Below are 15,214 nucleotides of genomic sequence, written 5' to 3' on the forward strand. Positions count from 1 at the left end.
CCGCGCGCGGCAAGAAGGCCGGCCCCGACGTGCAGGCGCTCGAAGCGGCCAGGCGTCCGCCGTCCCTCTCGTCCTTCGACCGGCTGGAGAAGCGCTTCGACCGGAACTGACCTGCGCCGGTACGATCCGCCCCATGGTCATGGACATGGGGCGGGACGCCGAACAAGGCGTGGTGGAGCTGGTCTACGAGCCGGCGATGGAGGACTTCACGGGGGCGCTGCGGGAACGCGAGCGGCTGCGGCGGCGGTGGGTGCGGCCGCGGCGCTGGGCCTTCGTGGCCGTGGCGCTCGCCTTTGCGCTGAACGCCTCGCTCTCCCTGGCGGGGCGCGACAAGCCCAACTGGTTCCTGCTGGTCCTGATGCCCTTGGCCGCGATCCTGGTGTTCTTCACACCCCGGCTCCAGGCCCGCGCGTTCCAGAAGCTCGGCGCCCGCAACGGCACGTTCCGCGCGACCGTGACGGACGCCGGGCTGACGCTGGCCAACGACAACAGCACGACGTCGCTCAACTGGGCGGCGCAGCCCCGCTACCGGGAGACCGAGGACGCCTTCTTCACCTACAGCGACGACAAGAACGTCTCCTGCTTCACCGTGCTGCCCAAGCGCGGTCTCCAGGACCCCGCCGACGCCGACCGGCTGCGCGCCGTCCTCGACCGGCATCTCACGCGCGTGTAGCTCAGCAGCTCCCCGCGGTCCCGGCGCAGTCCGCGCAGGTCCCGAAGATCTCGACGGTGTGGGCGACGTTGACGTATCCGTGCTCGGCGGCGATGGCCTCGGCCCACTTCTCCACCGCCGGGCCCTCCACCTCGACCGCCTTGCCGCACACGCGGCAGACCAGGTGGTGGTGGTGTTCGCCGGTGGAGCAGCGGCGGTACACCGACTCGCCGTCGGACGTGCGCAGGACGTCGACCTCGCCGGCGTCGGCGAGGTTCTGGAGGGTGCGGTAGACCGTCGTCAGGCCCACCGAGTCGCCCTTGTGCTTGAGCATGTCGTGCAGTTCCTGAGCGCTGCGGAACTCCTCGACCTCGTCCAGGGCCGCCGCCACGGCTGCCCGCTGACGGGTCGAGCGGCCCTTCACGGGCGGTCCAGCGGTCGTCACCGGTTGCCTCCTCACGTCACTGCCTCTGCCGGGCCATTGTGCCAGTCCCGGCCGAGGGCGTTCAGACTCCGACCCCGTCGGCGGCCCCCCGGGTGGCCGGAATCGCGCACTCCGCGGGATCCCCGGCGGGCCGTCGCGCGGCCGCCGCGCGGGCGCGTCGGCGGGCCAGCGGGGCGGCCAGCACGCTCAGCAGGAGGAACGCCGCGATGGTCAGCAGGACGATCGTCGCGCCCGGCGGGACGTACTGGTAGTACGACGTGATCGTGCCCCCGGTCGTCACCGTCACACCGATCGCGACGGCGATCGCGAACGTGGCCGCGAAGCTGCGGCTCAGCTGCTGGGCCGCGGCCACCGGGACGACCATGAGCGCGGAGACCAGCAGCAGGCCCACCACCCGCATCGCGACCGTCACGGTCACCGCCGCCGTGATCGCCGTGAGCAGGTTCAGCGCGCGTACCGGCAGGCCGGTCACCCGCGCGAACTCCTCGTCCTGGCTGACCGCGAACAGCTGCCGGCGCAGGCCGAGGGTGACCAGCAGGACGAAGGCCGCCAGCACGCAGATCGCGGTCACGTCCGACTCGGACACCGTCGACAGCGAGCCGAACAGGTACGACATCAGGTTGGCGTTGGAGCCGCCCGGCGCGAGGTTGATCAGCATCACGCCGCCGGCCATCCCGCCGTAGAAGAGCATCGCGAGGGCGATGTCGCCGCGGGTGCGGCCGTACCAGCGGATCAGCTCCATCACGATCGCGCCCAGGACGGACACCGCCGTCGCCATCCACACGGGGGACGTGGAGAGCAGGAAGCCGAGGCCGACGCCGGTCATCGCGACGTGGCCGATGCCGTCGCCCATCAGGGCCTGGCGGCGCTGGACCAGGTAGATGCCGATGGCGGGGGCGGTGATGCCGACCAGGACGGCGGCGAGCAGGGCCCGCTGCATGAAGGCGTAGTTCAGGAAGTCCATCAGCTCAGCAGTCCTGTGCGCAGTGGTGTGTGCTCGTCGTGGGGGTGGACGTGGTCGTGGCCGGGGAGGGCGTGCTGGCCGACGGCGCGGGGCGGCGGCCCGTCGTGCAGCACGCAGCCGTCGCGGAGGACGACCGCGCGGTCGATCAGGGGCTCCAGCGGGCCCAGTTCGTGCAGGACGAGGAGGACCGTGGTGCCCTGTTCGACCTGGTCGCGCAGGGTCCGCGCGAGGATCTCCTGGCTGGCCAGGTCGACGCCCGCCATCGGCTCGTCCATGATCAGCAGTTCGGGCTCGGCGACCAGCGCGCGGGCGATCAGCACCCGCTGGTGCTGGCCGCCGGAGAGCGCCTCCACGTTGTCCCTGGCCCGGTCCGCCATGCCGACCAGGCCGAGCGCGTGCCGTACGGCCGCGTGGTCGTCCTTGCGGAAGAGGCCGAAGCGGGTGCGGGAGAGGCGGCCGGCGGAGACGACCTCGGTGACCGTCGCCGGGACCCCGCCCGCCGCCGTGGTGCGCTGCGGGACGTAGCCGACCCGCGACCAGTCCCGGAAGGCACGGCGGGGGGTGCCGAACAGCTCGACCTCGCCGCCGCTCGCCGGCACCTGGCCGACGATCGTACGGATCGCGGTCGACTTCCCGGAGCCGTTCGCGCCGAGCAGCGCGACCACCTCGCCGCGGTGCACGGTGAGGTCGATGCCGCGCAGGACGGGGCGCGAGCCCAGTTCGGCGCTGACGCCGCGCAGGGATATGACGGGTTCGCCGCTCATGTCGTCGTCTCCTGTCCCGTGGCGTGTCACCGGGCGCCCAGTGCCTGCTGGAGGGCCTTGAGGTTGGCCTCCTGGACCGCGAAGTAGTCCCGGCCGCGGGACCGGGCGGTGATGCCCTCGATCGGGTCGAGGACGTCCGTCTTCAGCCCGGCGTCGGCGGCGATGGTCTTGGCGGTCTTGTCGCTGACGAGCGTCTCGTAGAAGACGGTGGTGACGCCGTCGGCCTTGGCCATGGTCTCCAGGTCCCTGACGCGGGCCGCGCTCGGCTCCGACTCGGGGTCGAGGCCGTTGATGGCCTCCTCGGTCAGGCCGTAGCGCTCGGCGAGGTAGCCGAAGGCGGCGTGGGTGGTGATGAAGACCTTGGACTTCGTGCCCGCGAGGCCGTTCTTGAACTGCGTGTTCAGGGCGTCCAGCTTCTTCACCAGGGCCGCGGTGTTCTTCCTGTAGTCGACGGCGTGGTCCGGGTCGGCCTTCTCGAAGGCCCTGCCGACGCCCTCGGCGACCTGGGCGTAGCGCACCGGGTCGAGCCAGATGTGCGGGTCGAGGCCGGACAGCTCCTCGTTCTTCGAGGTGTCGTGCGAGGCCGCGTGGCCGCCGACCTCGTTGCCGTGCTTCTCCAGCGTGGTCAGCGAGGCCGCGTCGATCTTCGTCTGCACGGACGACTGGGCGACCGCGTCGTCGACGGAGGGCTGGAGGTTCTTCAGGTAGAGGACCGCGTCGGACTTCTCGATCCCGATGATCTGCTTGGGGCTGATCTCCAGGTCGTGCGGCTCCTGGCCGGGCTGGGTGAGACTGGTGACGTGGACGTGGCTGCCGCCGATCTGATCGGCGAGGAAGGCCATCGGGTAGAACGACGCGACGACGTCGAACTTCCCGGTCGGGGCCGCCGTGGCGTCGCCGCCGCAGGCAGTGAGGACCGCCATGCCGAGTGCGGTGACAGTGGTCGCGGCGGCCGCGGGTATGAGGCGTCGTCGTACGTTCATGAGAGTCATTTTCATCAAACATGGAAACCGTTGTCAACAAGCTCGGGTGAGAGGCCGGTGAGGGGAACCGATTTGGTTGAGGGGGAGGCCCCGCCGGTACGCTGAAGCATTCGCTCTGAAGCGTCTTTGCTTCGTCGCCCGTCGTCGTAATGAAGAGAGCACCGTGGCCGCCGACAAGATCGACACCATCGTCAGCCTGAGCAAGCGCCGTGGCTTCGTATTCCCTTGTAGTGAGATCTACGGCGGCCAGAAGGCCGCCTGGGACTACGGGCCGCTGGGTGTCGAGCTCAAGGAGAACCTGAAGCGCCAGTGGTGGCGCTACATGGTGACGTCGCGCGAGGACGTGGTCGGTATCGACTCGTCCGTCATCCTGGCCCCCGAGGTCTGGGTGGCCTCCGGTCACGTCGCCACCTTCACGGACCCGCTGACCGAGTGCACCTCGTGCCACAAGCGGTTCCGCGCGGACCACCTGGAGGAGCACTACGAGGCCAAGCACGGCCGCCTCCCGGAGAACGGCCTGGCGGACGTGAACTGCCCGAACTGCGGCAACAAGGGCCAGTTCACCGAGCCCAAGCAGTTCTCGGGCCTGCTCTCCACCCACCTCGGCCCGACCCAGGACAGCGGCTCCGTCGCCTACCTGCGCCCGGAGACCGCGCAGGGCATCTTCACCAACTTCGCCCAGGTGCACGTCGCCTCGCGCAAGAAGCCGCCGTTCGGCATCGCGCAGATGGGCAAGTCCTTCCGCAACGAGATCACGCCCGGCAACTTCATCTTCCGCACCCGCGAGTTCGAGCAGATGGAGATGGAGTTCTTCGTCAAGCCGGGCGAGGACGAGAAGTGGCAGGAGTACTGGATGGAGCAGCGCTGGAACTGGTACACCGGCCTGGGCCTGCGCGAGGAGAACATGCGGTGGTACGAGCACCCGAAGGAGAAGCTCTCCCACTACTCCAAGCGCACCGCTGACATCGAGTACCGCTTCCAGTTCGGCGGCAACGAGTGGGGCGAGCTGGAGGGCGTCGCCAACCGTACCGACTACGACCTGAACGCCCACTCCAAGGCCTCCGGCCAGGACCTCTCCTACTTCGACCAGGAGGCCCAGGAGCGCTGGACGCCGTACGTCATCGAGCCGGCGGCGGGTGTCGGCCGCGCCATGCTGGCCTTCCTGCTGGACGCGTACGTCGAGGACGAGGCGCCGAACGCGAAGGGCAAGCTGGAGAAGCGCACGGTGCTGCGCCTCGACCACCGCCTCGCTCCCGTCAAGGTCGCGGTCCTGCCCCTCTCCCGCAACGCCGAGCTGTCCCCGAAGGCCAAGGGGCTCGCCCAGGCGCTGCGCGGGCACTGGAACATCGAGTTCGACGACGCCGGTGCGATCGGGCGGCGCTACCGCCGTCAGGACGAGATCGGTACGCCGTACTGCGTGACCGTCGACTTCGACACGCTCGAGGACAACGCGGTCACCGTCCGCGAGCGCGACTCCATGAAGCAGGAGCGGGTCTCCCTCGACCAGATCGAGTCCTACCTCGCCGGCCGCCTCCTGGGCTGCTAGCCCACGCCCCTTCCGCCTTCTTCGCCCACCCTCCCACCCGACTCGCTCGGCTGGAGGGTGGGCGTTTTGGGTGGCGCATGTGTTGTGAGTGCCGGCGTTGGCAGCCAACCTGAGGGGCGCGGGGAACTGCGCGCCTGGCCCCCACCGTCCCGCAGGGATCCACCGGCCGGTCCAGCACCGCCGAAATCCGCCGTCGTGGCTGATCGCCGCTGCGGCGGGATCTGGCGGGCCGGTGGGGGTGGGAGTGGACGGGGCGGGGCGGCGTTGTTCGGTGGGGAGGTGGTGTGTTGTGAGTGCCGGGTTTGGCGGCTGACCTGGGGGGCGCGGGGAACTGCGCGACCGGCCCCCACCGGCCCGCAGCCGTCCACCGGCCGGTCCGGCGCCGCCGGTATCCGCCGTGGTGGTTGATCGCCGTCGCGGCGGGAGGGGATGCGGTGGCCGGCGACGTGTTGTGGGTGCCGGGTGCAGCAGCCCACCTGGGGCGCGGGGAACTGCGCGACCGGCCCCCACCGGCCCGCAGCCGTCCACCGGCCGGTCCGGCGCCGCCGGTATCCGCCGTGGTGGTTGATCGCCGTCGCGGCGGGAGGGGATGCGGTGGCCGGCGACGTGTTGTGGGTGCCGGGTGCAGCAGCCCACCTGGGGCGCGGGGAACTGCGCGACCGGCCCCCACCGGCCCGCAGCCGTCCACCGGCCGGTCCGGCGCCGGCGCGCGGGACCGGTCGGCCGGTTCTGTGGGTCAGCGGTGTTGTAGGGACTTCACGTTGTCGCCGAAGGTCCAGTTCTTCGAGCCGTCCCAGTTGACCGACCAGGTCATGAGGCCCTTGAGGGACGTGCCGTAGTGGTTCCAGGCCTGGGAGACCAGGGACGGCGACATGTAGCCGCCGCCCGCGCCGGACTGGGCGGGCAGGCCCGGGACCTGCTTGTCGTACGGCACCTTGATGGTCGTACCCTGCACGACCAGCCCCTTGTTGAGGCAATCGGTCTGGGCGGTGAAGCCGGCCACCGTGCCGGCCGAGTACGAGTCGCCCGAGCAGCCGTACATGCTGCCGTTGTAGTACTGCATGTTGAGCCACCACAGGCGGCCGTTGTCGGCGTACTTCTTGACGATCGGCAGGTAGGCGCCCCAGATCGAGCCGTAGGTGATGCTGCCTCCGGTGACGTACGCCGTCTCCGGGGCCATCGTGAGGCCGAAGTTGGACGGCATGCGGGCGAGGATGCCGTCGATGATGCGGACCAGGTTGGCCTGGGACGTGGACAGTTGGGTGATCGAGCTGCTGCCCACCAGGCCCGTCTCGATGTCGATGTCGATGCCGTCGAAGTTGTACGTCTTCAGGATCGGGACGATCGTCGACACGAACCTGTCGGCCACGGTGGCGGAGCTGAGGTCGATGCCCGCCGCCGCCCCGCCGATCGACAGCAGGACGGTCTGGCCGGAGGCCTTCGCCGCGCACATCTCCGCGGGCGTGGCCACCTTCACGCCGGTGTCCATGCCGTCCTCCCAGAGGGCCGTCCCGTCGGAGCGGATCACCGGGAAGGCCGCGTTGATCACGTTGTAGCCGTGGGCGGCGATGGCGGAGTTGGTGATCGGGGTCCAGCCGAACGGCGGGTGGACGCCGTTGGCGGAGCCGTCCCAGTTCTCCCAGTACCCCTGCAGCACCTTGCCCGCGGGGCGGGACTTGACCGCACAGGTGTCGGCCGCCGAGGCGGGGGCGGCGGCGGGGAGCTGGGTGAGCGCCGCGGTCGTGAGCGCGGCGGCGAGCAGGGCGAGGGTGCGTCGGATCATGCGGGGCCTCCCGGTGGGGTCGGGGCGCGGCGCGAGTGTCGTAGACATGACAGTGCTCTTGGTCCAGACCTTGCGTCAAGGGGAGGTCTGGACCACTTCGGCGGGCGGGCGTGACGAGTATGGAATGACAGATATTGAAATCTGTCAGCTGTCATGTCAGAGTGGAGCCATGACGAAGCACACCCGTTCCCTCGGATCCACCGGCCCCCGGGTCTCCGCCCTCGGCCTCGGCTGCATGGGCATGTCCCCGCTGTACGGCGAGGCCGACCGCGCCGAGTCGATCGCCACGATCCACGCCGCCCTCGACGCCGGCGTGACCCTGCTCGACACCGGCGACTTCTACGCCATGGGTCACAACGAGATGCTGGTCGGCGAGGCCCTGCGCACCGCCCCCGCCGAACTCCGGGAAAAGGCGCAGACCAGCGTCAAGTTCGGCGCCCTGCGCGACCCGGACGGCGGCTGGAACGCCTACGACGGCCGCCCGGCCGCCGTGAAGAACTTCGCCGCCTACTCGCTGCAGCGCCTCGGCGTCGACCACATCGACGTCTACCGGATCGCCCGCGTCGACCCGGACGTGCCGATCGAGGAGACGGTCGGCGCCATCGCCGAACTGGTCGAGAAGGGCCACGTCCGGCACATCGGCCTCAGCGAGGCGAGCGCGGCGAACATCCGGCGGGCCGCCGCCACCGCGCCCATCTCCGACCTCCAGATCGAGTACGCGATCATCACCCGTGACATCGAGCGGGAGATCCTGCCGACCACCCGTGAACTGGGCATCGGCATCACCGCGTACGGCGTGCTCTCCCGGGGCCTGATCTCCGGACACTTCACCCGCGACCGGCAGCTCGGCGCGGGCGACTTCCGGGCCGTCTCGCCGCGCTTCCAGGGCGACAACCTGCAGCACAACCTCGACCTCGTCGAGGCGCTGCGCAAGATCGCCGACGAGAAGGGCGTGACGGTCGCGCAGATCGCCATCGCCTGGGTGCTCGCCCGCGGCGAGGACATCGTGCCGCTCGTCGGCGCCCGCACCCGCGAGCGGCTCACCGAGTCGCTGGGCGCCCTGGACGTCACCCTGGACGCGGCCGACCTGGCGGCGATCGAGGAGGCCGTTCCGGCGGACGCGGCGGCGGGCACCCGCTACCCGGCCGCGCAGATGAGCCATCTCGGCACCGAGCACTGACCGCGGCGCCAGGTACCGTCTAGGCCATGGCAGCGACGTCCCCGACCCTGACCGCCGAACGCATCCTCGAGGCGACCGAGGAGGTGCTGCGCCGGCACGGCCCGGCCAAGGCCACCGTGGTGGACGTGGCCCGCGCGCTCGGTGTCAGCCACGGCAGTGTCTACCGGCACTTCCGGACCAAGGCGGCGCTGCGCGAAGCGGTGACGAAGCGGTGGCTGGACCGGACCTCGGAGCAGCTTTCCGGCATCGCGGCCGGTGACCGTGACCCGGAGGCCCGGCTGCGCGCCTGGCTGTGGGCCCTGTTCGACGCGAAGCGCCGCAAGGCGGGTGCCGACCCGGAGCTGTTCGCCACCTACATGGTGCTGGCCGAGGAGAACGGCCCGGCGGTCACCGAGCACATCGCCGACCTGACCGGCCAGCTGACCGCGATCATCGCGGACGGGGCCGGGACGGGTGTCTTCACCGTGCCCGACCCCGCCGCCGCGGCCCGGACCGTCTTCCAGGCCACCGGCCGCTTCCACGACCCGGGCTACGCGCGGGAGTGGGTGCGGCCGGAGGCCGAGGACGACTTGGGGTCGCTGGTGGAGCTGCTGGTGCGGGGACTCAGCTCACCTTGACCGTCACGGTCGGGGAGTAGACCTTCTTGCCGACCGCCGCGACCCGCAGGTGCTCGGTGCCCGGGTTGCTGAGCTTCGTGGTCAGCGAGTACGAGCTGCCGTTCTTGACCTTCGCGGTCGCCTTGAGCGGGATCCACTTGCCGCCCTTCTGGTGCTGGAGCACCAGGGGCCAGCCGACCTTCAGGCCGGAGGTGCGGCCGGTCACGGTCACCGAGTCACCGGTCTTGACCGAGGTGGTGTCCGCCCTGGCCGAGATCGAGGCCGTGGTCGTCGGGCTGGGGCTCGGCTTCGGCTTGGCGCTCGTGGTCGGCGACGGAGTCGGCTTCGCCTCGGTGGCGAACGCCCCGGCGGAACCGGCCGACAGCAGGGCCACGGAGAGCGCACCGGCGGCGAGGGCCCGGGAGATCTGACGCTGGGTGGTGTGCATGGATGTACTCCTGTCGAGGGACGGGGGGACCTCTCAAGGCTTGGCCGGGTCGCGCCGGGCGGCGACCCGGGCGGCCTGGGAAGCGGTGCGCACCGCCCTCGGATTCGGTAAAGACAGCAGGTGGTAACGGGTGTCCTGACCTTGTGATTCCTCCCCGGAGGCTCACTCGAACGGCGTAACGCGTGAGCTAGGCGGTGGCCCGCCAGAAGTCCCGCATGAGGGAGGTCGTCGTCGGACCGGTCATCGCCGTCTGTGTCAACAGGACCGTGACCGTGCCGGTGGCCGGGACGAGGTGCGCGGTGGTGCCGGTGCCGCCGACCCAGCCGTATCGGCCGGGCACCGACCAGGGCTCGGCCGGGGCGACGTCGACCGAGCCGCCGTACCCCCAGCCCTGGCCCTCCAGGAAGAGGGCGGCGCGCTCGCGCTGGGCTGCCGTCAGGTGGTTGGTGGTCATCCGGCTCACCGAGGTGGCGGTCAGCAGTCGGCGGCCGTCCGGGGCGGTGCCGGCGTTCAGCAGCAGCCGGGCGAAGGCCAGCCAGTCGTCGGCCGTGGAGACGAGGCCGCCGCCGCCCGAGGGGAAGCGCGGCAGGCTGCTGTACGCGCCGTCCGGGGTGTCCGTCAGGCTCAGGGTGCCGTCCGCGGCCGGGGCGTAGGCGGAGGTGAACCGGTGCCGTTTCGACGCGGGCACCTCGAACGCCGTGTCCCGCATGCCCAGCGGCTCGAAGATCCGCTCCGCCAGGAAGTCGGGCAGGGTGCGGCCCGACACCCGGGCGACCAGGATGCCCTGGAGGGCGGACGCGGTGCCGTACAGCCAGGCCTCGCCCGGCTGGTGCAGCATCGGCACCTGGGCGAGCAGGCCCAGCCAGGTGTCCGGGTCCGGCCAGTCCCGGAACGGGATGCCGTGGTCCTGCACCGTGAACAGGGCCTGCGCGGCGGGCAGGGAGAAGTCGTCGGGCAGGCCCCAGCCGGCGCGGAAGCTGAGCAGGTCCTCGACGGTGATCTGCCGGGCCGCCGGCACCACGTCGTCGACCGGGCTCGCGGGCGAACGCACCACCATCGGCTTCGCCAGCTCCGGGAGCCAGTCGGCCACCGGGTCGCCGAGCCCGATCCGGCCCTCGTCCACCAGCATCAGCACCGCGGCGGCGGTGATCGGCTTGGTGACCGACGCGATGCGGAACACCGAGTCCCGGGCCATCGGGGCGGACCCCTCGACGTCGGTGTGCCCGACGGTCACGACCTCGACGTCGTCGCCGCGGGCCACGAGTCCCACGGCTCCCGGGACGGTGCCGGCCTCGACGTGGCGGCGCAGGGCGGCGTGTAGCGGGGAGACGGTCATCGGTCGTCCTTCCGGTGGGCGCGGTGTCGCCCGATACGACTCCCGCGCCCGCGGAAAGTCATCGCGGGGGCTGACCCGCACGCCCGCGGAACGTCATCGCGAGGGCTGGGTGCCCGCGGGGTCCACGGTGGCCTGGTGGGCCTCGGCCAGATGCTCCTCCGCCTTCAGCCAGGGCAGGAACTGCGCGCCCTTCTGCCAGCCGCAGGTGGCGCATTCGATCGTGCGCTGCACCCCCGTCCGCTGCACCCGGACCACGTGTTCCCGGCCGTGCTGGTCCCAGCGGCTGACCTTGCTCTCGTCGATCTGCGACATTGACGCCTCCGGAGTCGGTGCCCGGTCTGCTGTCCGGCACGTGTCGACGGCCGCCGACGGCAAGGAGTGTGCAGCAAGACCAACATCAACGGGGATTTCTTCACCGGGTTTTGTCGAGGATGTCCCCGGAGTTCACACGGCGCCGGAGACCCGGCCGCACGGGACGAGCAGGAGGTCAGGGCGGCCCGCGGGGTGCCTTCGCGGACCTTCCCGTCCCAACCTCCGGATCAAGAGCCGGACTTGGTGTACCGGTGGAAACCCTGGACAGGGAATTGACCCTGGCTCAAGATGAAAGCGACCTTGTGAAGCGGCCACCGGCACGGAGAGGCGATGCTGCCGGATCCTCAACGTTTCCTGGCCGTTGCCGGCCGCCGGATCGCGCGCGCCGAGGGCGCGGCCCAGGCCGTCCATGAGCTGTACCGGGTGACGGTCCCGGACCTGGCGGACGGGATGTTCGTCTACCTCGGCGACCACCCGCCGGACGGGTCGGAGCCGGAGCGCCTGGAGTTGGACGGGGTGCCCGCCGAACTCGGCGGCGCCATGGGCGGATCGCCCCCGCGGTCGCGACCGGTGGCGCCCGACGGCGCGCTCGCCGCGCTGCTGCGCTGCGGCAGGGCGCGCGGCCGCGGCCCGGACGACGTGGACGACGCGCTCCGTGAACTCCTGGGCACGGCAACCCGGCTCCCGCAGGGCAACCGGGTCCTGCTCGCCCCGCTGCGCGCCCCCGACGCCGTGGTGGGCGTCGCGGTGTTCCTGCGGCGCCCGGACCGGGAGGACTTCGTGGACGACGACATCGCCCTGGCCGACGCGCTGGCGGCGCAGACCGCGCTCGGCGTGCGCGAGGGCGCCCTCGCCGCCGCGCCGCCTATCGCGCCGAAGGCCCCGGACGAGGACCGCCTGCGCTACGTCGGCGCCGCCACCCGGCGGATCGCCCGTGGCTTCGACACCGACGAGATCGTGCTCGGCCTGTGCCGGGCCGCCGTACCGACGTACTCCGACGCGGCCCTCGTCTACCTGCGCGACCCGCTGCCGGTCGGCGACGAACGCCCCAACGGGCCCGCGGTACTGCGGCTGCGCCGCACCGACCGGCTCAAGGGCCCCGGCGCCGAGCTGGTCTGGCCCGTGGAGACGGTGGACGACGAGCAGGACGACCTGGACGCCTCCGACTGGAGCGAAGTGGTGCCCGGCGGCGCCCTCGCCGAGGTGCTGCGCGGGGTCCGGCCGGTGTTCGCCGACACCCGGCCGACCCGCGACGCGCTCGGCGAACTCGTCGGCGCGGACAGCGCGCTGAACGACTGGGCCGGCTCGCACGCGATCCTCGCCCCGCTGCGCGGCCGCCGCCGGGTCACCGGCGCCGTCGTCTTCCTGCGCCGGCCCGAGCGCCCGGCGTTCGAGCCCGCCGACCTGCTGGTCGCCGCGCAGCTCGCCACCCACACCGCGCTCGGCGTCGACAAGGCCGTCCTGTACAGCAGGGAGGCCTTCATCGCCGACCGGCTGCAGCGCGCCATGCTCCCGCAGACGCTGCCCCGGCCCACCGGTGTCCGGCTCGCCTCCCGCTACCTGCCGGCTGCCGAGACCGCACGGGTCGGCGGCGACTGGTACGACGCGATCCCGCTGCCGGGCAGCCGGGTGGCGCTGGTCGTCGGCGACGTCATGGGCCACTCCATGACCTCGGCGGCGGTCATGGGCCAGCTGCGCACCACCGCACTGACCCTGGCCGGCCTCGACCTGCCCCCGAGTGAGGTCCTGCACCACCTCGACGAACAGGCCCAGCGGCTCGGCACCGACCGCATGGCCACCTGTCTGTACATCGTCTACGACCCCGTCTCGCACCGCATCACCGTCGCCAACGCCGGCCATCCGCCGCCGATCCTGCTGCACCCGGGCGGCAAGGCGGAGGTCCTCACGGTGCCGCCGGGCGCCCCGATCGGCGTCGGCGGCATCGACTTCGAGGCGGTCGAGCTGGACGCCCCCACCGGGGCGACCCTGCTCCTCTACACCGACGGCCTGGTCGAGTCCCGGCTGCGCGACGTGTGGACCGGCATCGAGCAGCTGCGCGAGAAGCTGGCCGCCACCGCCCAGCTGACCGGGCCCGACCGGCCGCCGCCCCTCGAAGCCCTGTGCGACGAGGTGCTCGACATGCTCGGCCCGGGCGACCGGGACGACGACATCGCGCTGCTCGCCGCCCGCTTCGACGGCATCGCACCCAGCGACGTGGCGTACTGGACCCTGGAACCGGAGGTCGGCGCCCCCGGCCGGGCCCGCCGGCTCACCCGGCAGGCCCTGGCCGGCTGGGGTCTGGAGGACCTCAGCGACACCGCCGAGCTGCTGGTCAGCGAGATCGTCACCAACGCCGTACGGCACGCCTCCCGGCCGATCAGCCTGCGGCTGCTGCGGACGGACGTGCTGCGCTGCGAGGTGGGCGACGACGTGCCGCAGCTGCCGAGGCTGCGCCAGGCGAAGGCGACCGACGAACACGGGCGCGGGCTCTATCTGGTGCACCGGCTGGCCCGGCGGTGGGGTACCACCCGGCTGGGTACCGGCAAGATCGTGTGGTTCGAGCTGGGCGGGAGCTGAGGGCTTCGCCGGAGTGCCCGCCACCTGCCGTCCTGCGGCTGCGGCGCCGTCGTGGCCGGGCGCGCAGTTCCTCCCCCAGCCTTCGGCCGGGGGTACCCCCAGCGTCCCTTGCGGGGCGGGGCGCCGCTCAGCCCACCGTGCGGGGCAGGCGCAGGCTGAGGAGGCCGGTCAGTACCGTGAGGGCCAGCTGGACGAGCAGCGTGATGACGAGGGCGTCCCGCACGCCCTGGTTCGGGACCAGGGACAGGAACAGGGTGCCCAGGGTGGCCACGCCGAGGGCGAGTGCGGCCTGCTGGGTGGTGACCATCACGCCACTGCCCACCCCGGCCCGCGCCGGCGGCACCTCCGACATCACCAGCCGCAGCACGTTGGGCAGTTGCAGGGCCTGACCGGCACCGGCGACGGCGACCCCGGGCAGCAGCCCGGTGAAGTCGAGGTGCGGCCAGTCCCGCCGGGCGGCGAGCACGATGAGGACGATGCCGGCCACCTGGATCACCGACCCGGCGGTCACCACCCGGCTGCCGTACCGCGCGATCAGCCGCGGTCCGGCGAGCGAGACGAACAGGAAGGCGACCGCCATCGGGGCCAGCGACATTCCGGCCGCGACCGGTCCCAGGTGCTCCCCGCTCTGCAGCGCCACGGCGATCACGAACATGAACCCGCTGAATCCGACCGAGAACGGCAGCATCAGCACCAGCCCCCGGCGCAGCGAGGCGAGTTCGAACAGGCTCGGCGGGACCAGCGGTGTACGGCCGGCCCGGTCGGCGCGGCGCTCCACCGCGTAGAAGGCGGCGGCCACGCCCGGGAACGCGGCCAGCGACAGCCACGTCCACAGGGGCCAGCCCGCCGCGCGGCCCTCGGTGAGCGGGGCGAGGAGGGCGAGGAGGGAGAGCGCGAGGAGTACGGTCCCGGGCCCGTCGACCGGCTCGGGCCGCTGCGACCTGGTCTCGGGCACGAAGCGGGCGCCGAGCACCAGCCCGACGACCACGACCGGCACGTTGACCAGGAACACGGACCGCCAGCCCGTCCCCGCGATGTCGGCGGCGACCAGCACCCCGCCGAGTATCTGCCCGGCCACCATGGAGAGGCCGGCGGTGGCGCCGTACAGGCTCATGGCACGGGCCCGGCGGCCGCCGCGGGTGGCGGCCTGGATGGTGGCGAGGACCTGCGGGAGCATCGCGGCGGACGCGGCGCCCTGGGCGACCCTGGCGGCCACCAGCGTCCAGGCGCTGGGCGCGAGTCCGCAGGCCAGCGAGGTCAGGCCGAACGCGGCCATGCCGCCGAGGAAGAGCCGGCGGCGCCCGAACAGGTCTCCGAGCCGCCCGCCGAGCACCAGCAGCACCGCGTAGGCGACGCCGTACCCGGCGACGACGAGTTCCAGGACCGCCTCGCCCGCGTGCAGGTCGGCCCCGATGGTGGGCAGGGCGACGTTGACGATGAAGAAGTCGATGAGCGGAAGCGCGGCGGCCAGCAGGACGGTGAACAGCCCAGGGCCGGCGAGGGCCGGTGGTGCGGACGGGGACCGTACGGGCGCGGTGGTGACGGTTTCGGTCATGCACCCGAGCCTGCGGCCGGCTCCAGACTGGTACCAGAGTCTCCTTGTCCTGGTAGGAGAAGTACCTGGCAAC

The 15,214-nt window shown here is 72.1% G+C and carries 14 protein-coding genes; 5 read left to right on the plus strand and 9 right to left on the minus strand.

What is annotated here, in order from left to right:
• Positions 1-133: 133 nt before the first annotated feature.
• Entirely contained in the window at positions 134-673 is a 540-nt protein-coding gene (locus BLW82_RS44615; RefSeq protein ID WP_093503237.1) for a YcxB family protein, read from the plus strand.
• A 1-nt stretch (position 674) separates the two neighbouring features.
• Here the strand turns inward: BLW82_RS44615 and BLW82_RS29100 are convergent, their stop codons facing one another.
• From BLW82_RS29100 to BLW82_RS29115, 4 genes are all read right to left on the minus strand, one after another.
• Complete coding sequence (locus BLW82_RS29100; protein ID WP_093503239.1) at positions 675-1,097, minus strand: Fur family transcriptional regulator; 423 nt, start codon at positions 1,095-1,097, stop codon at positions 675-677.
• Between the two features lie 61 nt (positions 1,098-1,158).
• Positions 1,159-2,061, minus strand: a complete 903-nt coding sequence (locus tag BLW82_RS29105; protein ID WP_093503241.1) for a metal ABC transporter permease — start codon at positions 2,059-2,061, stop codon at positions 1,159-1,161.
• Positions 2,061-2,825 (minus strand): metal ABC transporter ATP-binding protein, encoded by a 765-nt coding sequence (locus BLW82_RS29110; protein ID WP_093503243.1) that lies wholly within the window; start codon positions 2,823-2,825, stop codon positions 2,061-2,063. The genes BLW82_RS29105 and BLW82_RS29110 overlap by 1 nt, the downstream gene beginning before the upstream one ends.
• Before the next feature lie 26 nt (positions 2,826-2,851).
• A complete protein-coding gene (locus BLW82_RS29115; RefSeq protein WP_093503245.1) occupies positions 2,852-3,808 on the minus strand; it encodes a metal ABC transporter substrate-binding protein in 957 nt (318 codons plus the stop codon).
• Between the two features lie 163 nt (positions 3,809-3,971).
• Here BLW82_RS29115 and BLW82_RS29120 point away from each other — a divergent pair, with 163 nt between their 5' ends.
• The gene (locus BLW82_RS29120; protein WP_093503247.1) at positions 3,972-5,354 is read left to right on the plus strand and encodes a glycine--tRNA ligase; all 1,383 of its coding nucleotides are present in this window, start codon (positions 3,972-3,974) and stop codon (positions 5,352-5,354) included.
• Positions 5,355-6,090: 736 nt separating this feature from the next.
• Here the strand turns inward: BLW82_RS29120 and BLW82_RS29125 are convergent.
• Positions 6,091-7,137: a chitinase gene (locus tag BLW82_RS29125; protein WP_093503249.1), complete on the minus strand. Its 1,047-nt coding sequence runs from the start codon at positions 7,135-7,137 to the stop codon at positions 6,091-6,093.
• 169 nt (positions 7,138-7,306) lie between these two features.
• Here BLW82_RS29125 and BLW82_RS29130 point away from each other — a divergent pair, with 169 nt between their 5' ends.
• Together BLW82_RS29130 and BLW82_RS29135 are read left to right on the plus strand one after the other, a co-directional pair.
• Positions 7,307-8,317 carry an aldo/keto reductase gene (locus tag BLW82_RS29130; protein ID WP_093503251.1) on the plus strand — a complete coding sequence of 337 codons (1,011 nt, stop codon included), beginning with the start codon at positions 7,307-7,309 and terminating at the stop codon, positions 8,315-8,317.
• A gap of 26 nt (positions 8,318-8,343) precedes the next feature.
• A complete protein-coding gene (locus tag BLW82_RS29135) occupies positions 8,344-8,934 on the plus strand; it encodes a TetR/AcrR family transcriptional regulator (RefSeq protein ID WP_093503253.1) in 591 nt (196 codons plus the stop codon).
• Here BLW82_RS29135 and BLW82_RS29140 read toward each other — a convergent pair.
• The 3 genes from BLW82_RS29140 to BLW82_RS29150 all read right to left on the minus strand — a co-directional run bounded on the left by BLW82_RS29140 (position 8,921) and on the right by BLW82_RS29150 (position 11,009).
• Positions 8,921-9,361: a hypothetical protein gene (locus BLW82_RS29140; protein ID WP_093503255.1), complete on the minus strand. Its 441-nt coding sequence runs from the start codon at positions 9,359-9,361 to the stop codon at positions 8,921-8,923. The genes BLW82_RS29135 and BLW82_RS29140 overlap by 14 nt on opposite strands.
• A gap of 187 nt (positions 9,362-9,548) precedes the next feature.
• The gene (locus tag BLW82_RS29145) at positions 9,549-10,697 is read right to left on the minus strand and encodes a serine hydrolase domain-containing protein (protein ID WP_093503257.1); all 1,149 of its coding nucleotides are present in this window, start codon (positions 10,695-10,697) and stop codon (positions 9,549-9,551) included.
• 93 nt (positions 10,698-10,790) lie between these two features.
• Positions 10,791-11,009 (minus strand): hypothetical protein, encoded by a 219-nt coding sequence (locus tag BLW82_RS29150; protein ID WP_093503259.1) that lies wholly within the window; start codon positions 11,007-11,009, stop codon positions 10,791-10,793.
• A gap of 330 nt (positions 11,010-11,339) precedes the next feature.
• On the opposite strand from BLW82_RS29150, the gene BLW82_RS29155 reads away from it, so the two are divergent.
• Entirely contained in the window at positions 11,340-13,586 is a 2,247-nt protein-coding gene (locus tag BLW82_RS29155; protein WP_371131430.1) for an ATP-binding SpoIIE family protein phosphatase, read from the plus strand.
• Positions 13,587-13,713: 127 nt separating this feature from the next.
• On the opposite strand, the gene BLW82_RS29160 is transcribed toward BLW82_RS29155, so the two are convergent.
• On the minus strand, positions 13,714-15,141 hold the full coding sequence (locus BLW82_RS29160) for an MFS transporter (protein ID WP_093503261.1): 1,428 nt from the start codon (positions 15,139-15,141) through the stop codon (positions 13,714-13,716).
• Between the last annotated feature and the right edge of the window lie 73 nt (positions 15,142-15,214).

Origin of the sequence: Streptomyces sp. Ag109_O5-10, assembly GCF_900105755.1 — a bacterium.
Taxonomy (GTDB): Bacteria; Actinomycetota; Actinomycetes; order Streptomycetales; family Streptomycetaceae; genus Streptomyces.

Bases quoted from the DNA above. Each gene is read 5' to 3' on its own strand.
- BLW82_RS29110 (WP_093503243.1), bottom strand. From the start codon at position 2,825: ATGAGCGGCGAACCCGTCATATCCCTGCGCGGCGTCAGCGCCGAACTG.
- BLW82_RS29150 (WP_093503259.1), bottom strand. From the start codon at position 11,009: ATGTCGCAGATCGACGAGAGCAAGGTCAGCCGCTGGGACCAGCACGGC.
- BLW82_RS29160 (WP_093503261.1), bottom strand. From the start codon at position 15,141: ATGACCGAAACCGTCACCACCGCGCCCGTACGGTCCCCGTCCGCACCA.
- BLW82_RS29140 (WP_093503255.1), bottom strand. From the start codon at position 9,361: ATGCACACCACCCAGCGTCAGATCTCCCGGGCCCTCGCCGCCGGTGCG.
- BLW82_RS29135 (WP_093503253.1), top strand. From the start codon at position 8,344: ATGGCAGCGACGTCCCCGACCCTGACCGCCGAACGCATCCTCGAGGCG.
- BLW82_RS29125 (WP_093503249.1), bottom strand. From the start codon at position 7,137: ATGATCCGACGCACCCTCGCCCTGCTCGCCGCCGCGCTCACGACCGCG.
- BLW82_RS29145 (WP_093503257.1), bottom strand. From the start codon at position 10,697: ATGACCGTCTCCCCGCTACACGCCGCCCTGCGCCGCCACGTCGAGGCC.
- BLW82_RS29105 (WP_093503241.1), bottom strand. From the start codon at position 2,061: ATGGACTTCCTGAACTACGCCTTCATGCAGCGGGCCCTGCTCGCCGCC.
- BLW82_RS29115 (WP_093503245.1), bottom strand. From the start codon at position 3,808: ATGAACGTACGACGACGCCTCATACCCGCGGCCGCCGCGACCACTGTC.
- BLW82_RS29130 (WP_093503251.1), top strand. From the start codon at position 7,307: ATGACGAAGCACACCCGTTCCCTCGGATCCACCGGCCCCCGGGTCTCC.
- BLW82_RS29155 (WP_371131430.1), top strand. From the start codon at position 11,340: ATGCTGCCGGATCCTCAACGTTTCCTGGCCGTTGCCGGCCGCCGGATC.
- BLW82_RS44615 (WP_093503237.1), top strand. From the start codon at position 134: ATGGTCATGGACATGGGGCGGGACGCCGAACAAGGCGTGGTGGAGCTG.